This is a genomic window from Alienimonas chondri (assembly GCF_013036045.1).
GTDB lineage: Bacteria > Planctomycetota > Planctomycetia > Planctomycetales > Planctomycetaceae > Alienimonas > Alienimonas chondri.
Genome location: NZ_WTPX01000137.1, coordinates 1 through 12,547 on the forward strand (window position 1 = coordinate 1; position 12,547 = coordinate 12,547).

The 12,547-nt window shown below is 68.3% G+C and carries 6 protein-coding genes; 2 read left to right on the forward strand and 4 right to left on the reverse strand.

Features of this window, described 5'->3' with window-relative positions:
* Positions 1 to 704: 704 nt before the first annotated feature.
* Positions 705 to 1,244 carry a hypothetical protein gene (locus tag LzC2_RS16900; protein ID WP_171189181.1) on the forward strand — a complete coding sequence of 180 codons (540 nt, stop codon included), beginning with the start codon at positions 705 to 707 and terminating at the stop codon, positions 1,242 to 1,244.
* A gap of 247 nt (positions 1,245 to 1,491) precedes the next feature.
* Here the strand turns inward: LzC2_RS16900 and LzC2_RS16905 are convergent, their stop codons facing one another.
* The 3 genes from LzC2_RS16905 to carB are packed head-to-tail and all read right to left on the reverse strand — an operon-like array spanning position 1,492 to position 8,707.
* Positions 1,492 to 1,893 carry a YkvA family protein gene (locus tag LzC2_RS16905; protein WP_171189183.1) on the reverse strand — a complete coding sequence of 134 codons (402 nt, stop codon included), beginning with the start codon at positions 1,891 to 1,893 and terminating at the stop codon, positions 1,492 to 1,494.
* A 9-nt stretch (positions 1,894 to 1,902) separates the two neighbouring features.
* Positions 1,903 to 5,304 (reverse strand): protein kinase domain-containing protein, encoded by a 3,402-nt coding sequence (locus tag LzC2_RS16910; RefSeq protein WP_171189185.1) that lies wholly within the window; start codon positions 5,302 to 5,304, stop codon positions 1,903 to 1,905.
* A gap of 49 nt (positions 5,305 to 5,353) precedes the next feature.
* Positions 5,354 to 8,707: a carbamoyl-phosphate synthase large subunit gene (gene carB, locus LzC2_RS16915; protein WP_171189187.1), complete on the reverse strand. Its 3,354-nt coding sequence runs from the start codon at positions 8,705 to 8,707 to the stop codon at positions 5,354 to 5,356.
* Positions 8,708 to 9,008: 301 nt separating this feature from the next.
* Here carB and LzC2_RS16920 point away from each other — a divergent pair, with 301 nt between their 5' ends.
* A complete protein-coding gene (locus LzC2_RS16920) occupies positions 9,009 to 10,595 on the forward strand; it encodes an NAD(P)/FAD-dependent oxidoreductase (RefSeq protein WP_171189189.1) in 1,587 nt (528 codons plus the stop codon).
* A 155-nt stretch (positions 10,596 to 10,750) separates the two neighbouring features.
* Here the strand turns inward: LzC2_RS16920 and LzC2_RS16925 are convergent.
* On the reverse strand, positions 10,751 to 12,547 hold a 1,797-nt coding region (locus LzC2_RS16925), incomplete at its 5' end, for a divalent metal cation transporter (protein ID WP_171189191.1).

The following is a 12,547-nucleotide window of genomic DNA, read 5'->3' on the forward strand; positions in this document are numbered from 1 at the left end:
GCCCAGGGCGACGAGCCAGTGCGGCTCCGCTCCGCCGGCGCCCGCCGCGATGGCGGCTTCCGCTTCCCGCACGGCGCCGTGCGGATCGCGGTTCGCCAGCGCAAGCCGTGCGGCGCCGAGGTGGACTTCGATCGACGACATAGAGGACGGCCCGGTGCGGTGGTGAACCCACTACTGTGGAGCGCGAATGCGACCGGTGTCGGACGGTTCGGCCACGGCGCGTCGTTCTCTCGAGCGGCCGACAGGTCGACGAGGGAGCCGACCCGCTCCCCGCAAGCCGGAAAGTCGACCCGGTCGTCGCAACCGGAATCAGCGGCGAGACGCCCCCGGCCCATGCGACCGACCGGCTGACCGCCCCGGGCGGACTGTTTCGGCCCGGCGGGTCAATCGCCCGGCGGCGTTTCGCCGAAGCAAACGGCACCGGTTCGCCGCCGGCCCATCCCCATGACGGGGACGGCCGGCGATCCGCCGCGACGGCTGTCGCGGCTCCCAAGCGAACCGTTTGCGTCCCGTCGACACGATGTCGGCGGGGCTTCCGCGGTAAGGCCGACCCGACGGACCGGGTTCACGCGGGACGGAACGCACACACGTCACTTCCGACCCCCGTCGTTTTTGACACGTCGTCCGCTGCTTCGCTGTCGCTGACGACTCGCCGGGCGTTCGCCGGTTTTCTTGCCACCCGCCACTTTTAAACGGAGTTGTCCATGATGGTTTCCCCGCGCCTGCTGCTCGCCGCCTGCACCATCGCCCTCGCTGTGCCCTCGGCGGCTTCGGCCGGCGGCGGCTTGTTCGGCGGCGGCGGCTGTGCCGCCCCCTGCGGGACGGTCGATATGGAATACGTCGGCTGCCCCACCTGCGCCGCCCCCTGCGGCGACATCTGCGGCCCGACCTGCGCCGCCCCGGTGTACGGCACGCCGGCCTGCGGCGACATCTGCGGCCCGACTTGCGCCGCTCCGGCGTACGGCGGCTGCTGTGATCCCTGCTGCCAGCCGGAGTGCGGTCTGAAGCGCCTCGGTCGCAAGCTGTGGGACCTGGAGAAGCGGAAGAACGCCTGGCTGCTGTCCAAGCTGCACAGCATCGGCGACTGCGGCTCGGACTGCTGCGCCCCGGCCTACGGATGTGCCCCGGCGTACGAATGTGCCCCGAGCTGCGGCGCCCCGATGTACATGGACGCCAGCTGTGCCGCTCCCAGCTACTACGTCGACCCGACCTGTGCCGCCCCGGTGAGCTGCGGCTGCAACTGAGTCCGCACGTTCCTCCCTCCCCGACTTCGAGAACGCTGAGGTACGGTGGGGAACGCCGGAGCAAGTAAGTCTGCTACCACCGAGCCGGTCGCCTTCCGGGGCGACCGGCTTTTTTCGTTTCGCCTCATGAGAAGTGAGACCGGAGCGCAAGCTCCGGCCGTCGGCGCAGCCGAGCGAACGGAGGCGCTGCCGGAGCCTGCGCCCCGGTTTCACTTCCCACGACCGCCTCGCATCAACGAGAACGGCCCTACTCCTCGGCGGAAAACGTCTCCCGCGACCCGGCCAGCGACGCCGGCGGGGTCTCGCCGAACCAGGCGGCGGCCTGCCGGGCGGCGGTTTCGCGGATGTCGTCGGTCACGTAGCCGCCGATCGTCACCAGCGCCGCGGCGATGACGCCGAGGTCGTCGGTGAACCCCACGCCGGGCAGGAAGTCCGCGATCGCATCGACCGGCAGGATGAAGTACGCCAGCGCCCCGATGATCGTCGCCTTGGCGGCCTTGGGCGTCTCCGGCCGTTGCAGCGTGTGGTACAGGATCAACGCCTTCTCCACGACCTGCCGCCCCGCCAGTCGAGCGAAGCCCGCGAGCTTCGCTTTGAACGCGTCCGGGGAGTAGTGGGAGGAGTCGGCGGAGGGGGCTTCGGTCGTCATGGGACCATATTACCGGGCAGGAAGCGGACGGGGCGCCGCAAGTGGGCCGCTGGCCCGACGCAGGACAGCCGCGTGGTCGTTCCACAGCCGTTCCCAGCCGCGTCGATCCCCAGCGGGAAGGGACGCGAGAGCCAGCGTCCGGACCGGCGTCAGATCGTCGTCTTCCAGCCACCACCGCAGTTCCTCGACGGTTCCCGGGTCCGCCGTCGCGGCGAGTCGCTGGAGATCGCGGCCCAGCCAGTCGAGGGCCCGGCCTCGCCAGTTCGCTCGATCGTCGTCCGAGAGCCCCGCCGCGTCCGCCGCCCCGACGGAACAGGACACGCACGCGCAAGCCCCGTTGTAGAAGGACGTGGGCGGCGGCGACGGGGTCGAGAGGGCCGTTTCGAACAACCGGGCGGCCGCGAGGGGCCGACCTTTCTGGATCAACGCGAAGCTCGCCAGCGTGAGCGCCTCCGCCTGATCGGCGGGGGCCGCCTCACCGGCGAGTACGGCTTTCATGCGGTCGGGATTCGAGGCCAGCAGTTCCGCCTCCGCCAGCAGCTCTGGAGCGACGAGTTCCGCCATCGCCCGCAGGCGGCCCAACTCGATCGCCGTGTTCAGTTCTCCCAAAGCCTCGACGTACTCGTCGGTGTGATCGAGCAGAACGAGGCCGAGATTGCGGTGCGGCATCGGATCCTCCGGTTCGAGGCGAATCGCCTCGCGATACAGCGCCTCCGCCTCCGCCGCCCGTCCAAGCCCCTGCAAGAGATAGCCGAGCTTGTCTTGGTACTGGGCGCTTCCCGGGTTCCGCCGAATCGCTTCGCGGTACGCGGTCTCCGCCTCGTCGAGGCGGCCGACGTTCTCCAGCAGGAAGCCGAGCTGATGGTGCACGTCGGCGTGGAGCGGCTGACGGCGCAGCAGTTCCCGGTAGGTCGCCTCCGCCTCCGCGATCCGGCCAAGTTCCCGGAGGGAGCCGGCCAGATTGGCGAGGAGAGAGTCGGGGAACTCGACGCGTTCGATCGCGCGACGGTACGTCCCGACGGCTTCCTCGTGACGGCCGAGCGCCGCCAGAAAATACGCATAGCCGCTGAGAAGCGCGGGGTCGTCCGGGGTCGCAAGCAGTCCGTTTCGAAAGAGAGCTTCCGCCTCCTCGCCGCGGTTCTGATACGACAGTAAATGTGCGAGGTTGATGCGAGCGTGCGCGTGACCGCCGGCCTCGACGCTCCTGCGGAACGCCGTCTCCGCCTCGCGATGTCGTGCGACGTTCCAGAGCTGATTGCCTAATTCGTAGAGCAGTCCGGCGTTCTCCGGCCGCACCGCGAGGGCGGCTCGGTAGTAGCCGATCGCCCGCTCGGACTGCCGCGGCGGGGCATAGGCGAACGTCAGCCCCGTGTGGTACTGGAGCCAGAAGTCCGAGGGATGGTCCGCGGCCGCGGCGGCGAGCGTCTCGAGACCGTCTTCGGCGTCCAGCCCCGCCGCCCGTCGCATTCTCACGCGCTGCGCCAACAGGACCGCGACCGACCTCAGCCCGTCCGACTCGTCAGCGCCGTCCCCCCGCGGCAGGGCCACCGCGCGATTCCACGCCTCGTCGTCCCCGGGATGCGAGAGGAGCGCCGCCCGGACCGGATGCGGCGAGGCCGCCTCGGCGAACCGCAACAGACGCTCCCGGCGAACCGGGTCGAGTTCGTCAGCCGCCCAGTCGTCCAACGCTGCGACGAGCGCCGCCGCGTTCGATTGGGTCGCGATGCGGGCGCCGACGACGGCGGGCGCCTCGTCGTTTAGGGCAATGCCGCCCTCGGCGAAGGCTTGCGCGTACGCTCCGTCCGGGCCGTTCGCGAAGGCGGTCTCGAAGAAGCCGCCGATCGGCGTCGCCTTTTTCAATCGAATCTCGTCCAACCTTTGCACGACCGACAGGTCCCGGACCGCGGCGGCGACGGCCTCCGCCGAGTCGTCCGCCCCCACCTCCGCCGCACGAGCGGCGGCGTTGTCCAACAGCGCGCGAGCCGCGTCGAACCGATAGTCGGCCTGCAGCGTTCTCGCTTGCCCCAAGAGAGCGACGATTTCCGTTCTCGCCTCGGAAGCCCTCGCGTCTTCCACCAGTCGACGTTGCTGCCGGTCCCACGCAAACGCGCCGACCGTGAGGACGAGACACAACGCCGCGATCGCCAGCCCGACCGACGCACGACGAACTTTCCTCTCCTCAACGACACGAACCTCCGCGGCGGCTCGGGCGATCTTCTCTCGTTCCAGTCGCTCACGGACCCCCGCTTCGTATTGCCGCAACTCCTCCGCAACGGCGGCGCCGTCGGCGGGACGGTCGGCGGGATCCTTGGAGAGGCACCGGCGGCACAGGTCGATCAACGCTCCGTCCGCCCCGCACGTTCCGAGTCGGGACAACGCGAGCGACAGGTCGCCGGCCACGGCGAGACGCAGAGCCGGGATCGACCCGGAGGTCGCAAAGGGAGCCTTGCCGGTCAACAACCGGCACAGGATCCCGCCCAGTCCGAAGACGTCGCTGCGCGCGGTGATGGCCGCCGTGTCGCCCCTGGCCTGTTCCGGCGGCATGTACGCCGGGGTGCCGATGTAGGCCCCGGAGACCGTGAACGCCGCGAGCGGATCGCTCGGCATCCCCTCGATTGGATCTTCATTCCTCGGATTGCCGCCCCCGGAAGGTCGCTCGATGCGAAGTCCGGCGCCGACGGAGGGGGTGACGGATCCGTCGGGCGTGACCGTCTTGTCAGGGGTGACCGTGCTCTCCGGGGGGAAGGCGATCGGCGGGGTGACGGTTTCGGCGAGGGGATCGCTTTTCTGGCCGGTTCCGCCCGAAGGGATGGTCGCATCGCCGTCCGCACCGCCGTCCGCATCGGCCGCTGGCGAAGGCGCCGCAGCGGAGTGCGACGGGGGCGACTCCGGGGAGCCGCCGCGGAGCAGCGCGGCGAGGCCCCAATCCATCACCTGGACCTCGCCATGGGCGCCGACCATGACGTTCGCAGGCTTCAAATCACGATGCACGATGCCCGCAGCGTGGGCGAAACCGACCGTTTCGCACACCTGTCGCACGACGGTGAGGAGTCGGTCCGGGCGGTTTCGCCCGCCGGTCGAGTCCTTTCCCGCCAGCACGTCCCGCAGGTTCGCCCCGCCGACGAGCTTCATGATGAAAAACGGATGGCCGTCGACGGTCAGGCCCTGCTCGACGACCGGCGGGACGCCCGGGTGCTGCAACCGACCGGTCAGTAACGCCTCACGGGTCAGACGGACGGCATGTTCGGCAGACCGGCGGTCCGGTCGGAGGACTTTCGCGGCGAGGTCGCGACGGAGATTTCCATCCACGACTCGCCAGACCTCCCCGATCCCGCCGACGCCGATCCGTTCCCTCGGCCGATACCGCTCCGGCAGATCCGGAGGCGTCGGCGACTGGGGGGCGGCGGACATGACGCGGTCGACGTGCCTGGCAGAGAGAACCGGGCGGACGCCGCCCACCCTACCGGGGCGCGGCGTCCGCGTGCCATTCCTGCAGGCTGACGACGTGCGGCGCCGGATCGGCCGCCTGGGCTTCGAGGGCGTCCACCATCGCCACGCAGCCCGGCAGCGTCGTGACGCAGGGGACGCCGTAGGCGACGCTCGCGGCGCGGATCTTGCCTTCGTCCGTGCGGGCGCCCTTGCCGCTGGGCGTGTTGAAGATGAAGCCGATCCGCCCGTTCGCCATGTGGTCGATCAGGTTCGGGCGGCCCTCCTGCACCTTGCGGACGACCTCCGCCTCCACGCCGGCGTCCTTCAAGACGGCCGCCGTGCCGCTGGTGGCGAGAATTTCGTATCCGAGCTTCGCCAGCCGCCGGGCCGGTTCGACGATCGCGGGCTTCTTGCCCTCAGCCATGCTGATGAAGATCGCATTGCCGCTCGCCGCGTCGCTGGAGGGCAGCGGATTGCCGGCGGCGAGCTGACTTTTGGCGAAGGCCCCCGGGAAGGCGTTGGCGATGCCCATCACCTCGCCGGTGGAGCGCATCTCCGGTCCGAGGACGATGTCCACGCCGGTGAACTTGCTGAAGGGGAAGACGCTCTCTTTGACGCTGAAGTGCTTCGGCGTCGGGGCGACCCCGTTCGGGCAGAACTCCGTCACGCCCTGCGTCTCCAGCGAGACGCCCGCCATCGCCTTTGCCGCGATCTTCGCCCAAGCGTGGCCCGTCGCTTTGGACACGAACGGCGCCGTCCGCGAGGCCCGCGGGTTCACTTCGAGCACATAAACGGTGAACTCGTCGCCTTCATGTTTGACGGCGAATTGCACGTTCATTAACCCGCAGACGTTTAACGCCTTCGCGAGTTTAATGGTGGCCTCTTCGATCTCCCGCACGACCGCCGGCGGCAGGCTGTGCGGGGGCAGGCAGCAGGCGGAGTCGCCGCTGTGCACGCCCGCCTCTTCAATGTGCTCCATCACCCCGGCGACGATCGCCGTCCCTTCTCCCGGGCGGTCGGAGTCAAGGAACAATCCGAAGTCCGCGACGCAGTCGACGTCGACTTCAATGGCATCTTCCAGGAAGCGATCGATCAACACCGGCCGGTCCGGCGAGGCGTCGACGGCGTTCTGCATATACCCGGACAGCGCCGGGCCGTCGTAGCAGATCTCCATCGCCCGCCCGCCGAGCACGTAACTGGGCCGCACGAGCACCGGGTAACCGACGCGTTCGGCGATTTTCCGGGCGCCGGCAGCGTCCGTCGCGGTCCCGTTGGGCGGCTGTAAGAGGCCGGTCGTATTGAGAATCTCCGCGAATCGGTCGCGGTCCTCGGCGACGTCGATCATCTCCGGGCTGGTGCCGATGATCGGCACGCCCGCCGCTTCCAGCCCCTTGGCGAGGTTCAACGGCGTTTGCCCGCCGAACTGCACGATCACCCCGTCCGGCTGCAATCGATCGACGACGTTCAACACGTCCTCGGTCGTCAGCGGCTCGAAGAACAGTAAATCGCTGGTGTCGTAGTCGGTGGAGACGGTCTCCGGGTTGGAGTTCACCATCACGCTTTCGACGCCCAGTTCCTTGAGCGCGAAGGCCGCCTGACAGCAGCAATAATCGAACTCGATCCCCTGCCCGATGCGGTTCGGCCCGCCGCCGAGAATCATCACGCGACTCAACGGGCTGGGGCTGTCGGATGCGACAACCCGCTTGGCCCCGGGCGATTCGTCCTCGGTTTCGTAGGTCGAATAGTAGTACGGCGTGACCGCTTCGAACTCCGCGGCGCAGGTATCGACCTGTTTAAAGACCGCCTCGATCCCGAAGCCTTTCCGCTTCGCCCGCACGGCGGACTCCGCGGCGCCGAGCCAATAGGCGAGTTGCTGATCGCCGAACCCGGCCCGTTTATAGCGCCGCATCTGCTCCGCGGTGACCGCGGACAGGGAGCCGACCTCGCGGATCTCCTCCTCGATCTCGATAATCTGGATCAATTGATCCAGGAACCAGGGGTCGATCGCGGTGAGGTCTTGAATCCGTTCGAGCGTCATCCCGCTTTTAATCGCGTACCGCAGGAAGCTCATGCGGTGCTCGTTGGGCGTGGCGAGCCCGGCGACGATCGCGTCTTCATTCGGCCGCTCCGGCGTATCCCACAGATCTTTTTTCCCGCCGCCGAGGCCGAAGTGCCCGGTCTCCGTGCCGCGGAGCGCCTTTTGCAGGCTTTCTTTGAAGGTGCGGCCGATCGCCATGGTTTCGCCGACGCTCTTCATCTGAATCGTCAGCGTGTCGTCGGCCTCCGGGAATTTTTCAAAGGTCCAGCGGGGCACCTTCGTGACGACGTAATCGATACTCGGCTCGAAGCAGGCTTTCGTCTCGCGGGTGATGTCGTTGGGCAATTCGTCGAGCGTATAACCCACCGCCAGCTTCGCGGCGATCTTGGCGATGGGGAAGCCGGTCGCCTTGCTCGCCAAAGCGGAGCTGCGGGAGACGCGGGGGTTCATCTCGATCACCACCATCCGACCGTTTTTGGGGTCGATGGCGAACTGCACGTTCGACCCGCCGGTCTCGACGCCGATTTCCCGCATCACGGCGATCGTCGCGTCGCGCATTCGCTGATATTCTTTATCGGTCAGCGTTTGGGCGGGGGCGACGGTCACGCTGTCGCCGGTGTGCACGCCCATCGGGTCGAAGTTTTCGATGGAGCAGACGATCACGCAGTTATCGTTGCGGTCGCGCATCACCTCCATCTCGTACTCCTTCCAGCCGAGGATGCTTTCGTCCAGCATCACCTCGTTGACCGGCGAGAGCTTCAAACCCGCGGCGACGACCTTCTCGAACTCCTCCTTATTATAAGCGATGCCGCCGCCGGCGCCGCCCATCGTATAACTGGCCCGACAGATAATCGGCAGGCCGAGCTCCTCGACCGCCTCCCGGGCCTCGTCCATACTTTTGACGATGCGGGACTTGGCGACGTCCAAGCCGATTTTCGCCATCGCGGCCCGGAACAGCTCGCGATCTTCCGCCTTTTTAATGACGTCGCGATCCGCGCCGATCATCTCCACGCCGCATTCGTCCAGCACGCCCATCTTCTCGACCGCCAGCGCGTTGTTCAGGCCGGTCTGGCCGCCGAGGGTCGGCAGCAGGGCGTCGGGCCGTTCGCGGCGGATGACCTCGGCGACGTACTCCGGGGTGATCGGCTCGATGTACGTGCGATCGGCGGTGCCCGGATCGGTCATGATGGTCGCCGGATTGCTGTTGATCAGCACGACCTCGTAGCCCTCCTCCCGCAACGCCTTGCAGGCCTGGGTGCCGGAGTAGTCGAACTCGCAAGCCTGCCCGATGACGATCGGGCCGGAGCCGATCAGCAGGATCTTCTTGATGTCGGTGCGTTTGGGCACGGGCGGTGAGCGGCGCAGACGGGGAGCGGAGTACAGGCGGGCGGCCTCGGTTCGTGACGCTACCGCCGCGGCCCCCGAACGCAAGTCGGGGCGAGGGGAGCCGCACGGGTGACCGCGGTCGGTCGGGTCGGGCGAGCGGACCGGTTCCGGTTCACGGGGTCCTCACCGTTCTATCGACCCGTTTGCCGTGGGGGCCCAGCGCCGTGGGGGCCCAGCGCCGTGGCGGACCGGGGCGTCCGTGATAACGTGAGGGACCTCCTCGCGCCGCTCCCGTCGCGCCCCCTGCCCGCTCGCGTTCCCGATGTCCGCCCAGTCCGCCGTCGTTCCCGTCCCCCCGAACGATCGGCCCCGCGCCGTCCCGCTGACGCATTCTCCGGAGGGGCGGCACCGCGTCGTGGTGATCGGCGGCGGCTTCGCGGGGATGAACGTCGTGCGAGGCCTGCGGAAGTCGGACGTCGACGTCACCCTCATCGACCGTCGCAATCATCACCTCTTCCAGCCGCTGCTGTATCAGGTAGCGACGGGCAGCCTCAGCCCCGCCAACATCGCCGCCCCGCTGCGGGGGATGTTCGATCGGCAGTCCAACACGACCGTGCTGTTGGGCGAAGCGGTCGGATTCGACGTCGAGCGCCGGGTGGTGAAGTTGTCCGGCGAGAAGAACCCGACGACCGCCGGCGGACCGCACGACGAGATCCCCTACGACACCCTGATCGTCGCCTCCGGAAGTACGCACAGTTACTTCGGCCGGGACGAATGGGCGCCGTACGCCCCCGGCCTGAAGACGATCGAAGACGCGATCGAAATTCGCCGCCGCATCCTGCTGGCCTTTGAGGAAGCGGAGCGGGAATCGGCCCCGGAGATCCGCGAGGCGTGGATGACGTTCGTGCTGGTCGGCGGAGGCCCGACCGGCGTGGAGTTGGCCGGGAGCATCGCGGAGATCGCCCTCAACACGCTGAAGAACGACTTCCGTCGCATCGATCCCGCCGACGCCCGCATCGTGATCGCCGACGGCGGGGACCGCATCCTGGGCTCCTACGACGAAGAACTCAGCCGTTACGCCGACCGGGACCTGCGGGCCATGGGGGTCGAGATATACAACGACACCCGCGTGACTGAGGTGACCGCCACGGAGGTGACGCTCAGCCCGGAGGACGGCTCCCCCTCCTCAAAACTCGCGGCACGCACCGTGGTCTGGTGCGCCGGCGTGCGGGCCAGCCGGCTCGGCAATCAACTCGCGGAGGCGACCGGCTGCCCCTGCGACCGCGAGGGGCGGGTGAAGATCGAACCGACCCTCACCCTGCCGGAGCGGCCGGAGATCTTCGTCCTCGGCGACCTGGCTCACTTCGATCACCCGCCGGCCAAGGCGAAGAACAAACCGAGCGACGGTCCCCTCCCGGGCGTGGCGCAGGTGGCGATGCAGCAGGGCAAACACGTGGCCGGCACGATCCGGCGACGGCTCCGCGGACGAACGGACGAGCCGTTCGAATACACGAACCTCGGCAACATGGCGGTGATCGGCCGCGGAGCCGCGGTGGCGGATCTGTTCGGCCGCTACCACGCCACCGGCGGGTTCGCCTGGCTGATGTGGCTCGCGATCCACGTCATGTACATCGTCGGTTATCAAAGCCGACTGCTGGTGCTCATTCAGTGGGCGTATCACTACGTCACGATGGACCGCGGCGCGCGGCTCATCACCGGGCAAACGCTGCCGGTGCAGTTCCAAGCCGAGGCGAAGGAAGCGCGGGACGCGGAACGACGAAACGCCGCTCCGCCGTCGAAGGCTCCCCAGGAGACCTCCGAGCAAAAAGACGCGGAGGCGGATGAGGACGAGGCGCCGCGGGAACTCGACCGCACCCCGGCGCTCGCCGGCAGCGGGGCGGCGGGGTGAGAACGGCGCCCACCGTCATGACGGGCGACTGAGCGTCAGAACAGGGTGACCGGTCTCACGGATTCGGCATCGATTGCGGGTTCGCAGCGTCGATCCGCTTGCGGGGTGCCGCGAAACCGCAAGCGCCTGACAGGACGCAACCGTCAATCGGAGCCTCAGACCGTCGGCGGCGTCGAACTCTTCTTCGCCACGTAGCCGGCGGCGAGGGCGACGGCCAGTGCGACCGAGACGCCGATCAGGCCGTAATCTCCGATCTTGTCCCGCACCGCCCAACCGGCACCGAACAGGCTGACGGCGGTCGCCAAGCCCAGCACGAGGTTGACGGCGACTCGCTTGCTGCCGGTCGGCATCGCGTCGCCCAACAACTCCTTCTTGTTAATCAGCAACAGGAAGGTGACGTAGGCCGCGGGCAGCAGCACCAGGCCCGCCACGCTGGTGGGCACGGCGAGGTAGAAGCCGGCCTGTCCCCAGACGAACGGTCCCAACACGCCGAGCGCCGGCAGCAGGGAGCCGAGGCGGAACGTCCAACCGGTCGCGGGGACGTTCAGCACTTCGCAGACGACGAACCCGCTGACCAGCATCAGCAGGCAGATCGTCGACAGCGCCATTCCCAGCACGCCCAGTCCGAACACGAGGTCCGCAAACACCCGCCCGCCGAACACCGGCCGCAGCGATTGGGCGAGGGCGTCGCTGTCCCGGTTAATCAGCGTCGCGGCGAGCATCCGCTCCGCGGCGGGCAGCGTCGCGGCGTCCCCGTCGACCTTGTCGAGACGGGCGTTGACGTTCCCCATGAAAGCGCCCTCAGGACCGGAGAGTTCCTCGCTCGCCAGAATCGCCGCGTAGCCGGCATCGTCCAGCGCCACGCCGGCCCGGGGTTGGCCGTGGAACTGGCTGGCGCTGGCGATCACCACGCAGGTGGTCGCCAGGAAGAACGGGATGAACATTCCGGTGGAGAGGTCGAAGATGCTCAGCCCACGATGTTCCTTGCCCCAACCGCGGCCGAGCATGGAGTAGGGCAGCAGGAAGGTCATGTTGATGCCGACCGCGGTCGCGAACGCGGCCATCAGTTGGTCCCGCTGGTCGTTTTTGACCTTGGTCGTCCAGAACTCCTTCGCTTCGGCGTTCGTCACGCCGTCCAGCAACGATTGCAGCGCCGGGGCCGGTTCGAACAACGCCCCGAAGTTCGGTACGAAGCCGGAGAAGACGGCCCCCCAGTCGAGTTGATCCGCCATCGTCAGCCGCACCACGACCAGGATGAAGCAGAGCACGATCAGGCCGACGATCACCTTCAAACAGGTCTCGAAGACCCGCACGCCCCAGTGCCCGCTGCCGTAGCTGAAGGTCACCACCGTCGCGATCGCCAGCAGGATGCCGCAGATAATCGCCTTGGAGACGCCGTCCGGCATCGCCGCTTCCGCCCCCAGCACGCCGGGCAGCAGGTTCTTCTGAACCGCGGAACAGGCCAGCGAATACTGCGGCAGCGCCCAGATGATGTTCGCCGCCCCGCTGGCGATCAGCCAGCCCCAGCCGAGCGCCGGGTTGACGTGTTGATTGATCGCCCGGAACGGCCGCAGCCCCGTGGAGAGGGTGACGTACCCGATCGCGGACAGCATGCAGATGCCCAGGATCATCGCGACCGGCTGCAACCACAGCAGTCCGAAACCCGCGATTACGCCGAGGTATAAGCCCCCGGCGAGCGATCCGCCGCCCAGCGTCAGGGCGCTTTGCAGCCAGCCGGGGCCGGACAGTTTGACGTACCCGGCCAGTCGCCCCGCGGTCGGGCGGGCGTTGATCTCGCGGAGCAGCTCCCGTTCCCGCTCGATCGCTTCGCCGCCGACCGGCTTGACCAGCGGTTCGTTCAGCGCCAGTTCGCCGTCGGGCGAGAAAGGCGTGTCCGCCGCCGTTGCGCTCGCCGCCTCCGACCCGTGGTGGGAACCGGCGGGGGTCGCGGG

Bases quoted from the DNA above. Each gene is read 5' to 3' on its own strand.
- LzC2_RS16900 (WP_171189181.1), top strand. From the start codon at position 705: ATGATGGTTTCCCCGCGCCTGCTGCTCGCCGCCTGCACCATCGCCCTC.
- LzC2_RS16905 (WP_171189183.1), bottom strand. From the start codon at position 1,893: ATGACGACCGAAGCCCCCTCCGCCGACTCCTCCCACTACTCCCCGGAC.
- LzC2_RS16910 (WP_171189185.1), bottom strand. From the start codon at position 5,304: ATGTCCGCCGCCCCCCAGTCGCCGACGCCTCCGGATCTGCCGGAGCGG.
- LzC2_RS16920 (WP_171189189.1), top strand. From the start codon at position 9,009: ATGTCCGCCCAGTCCGCCGTCGTTCCCGTCCCCCCGAACGATCGGCCC.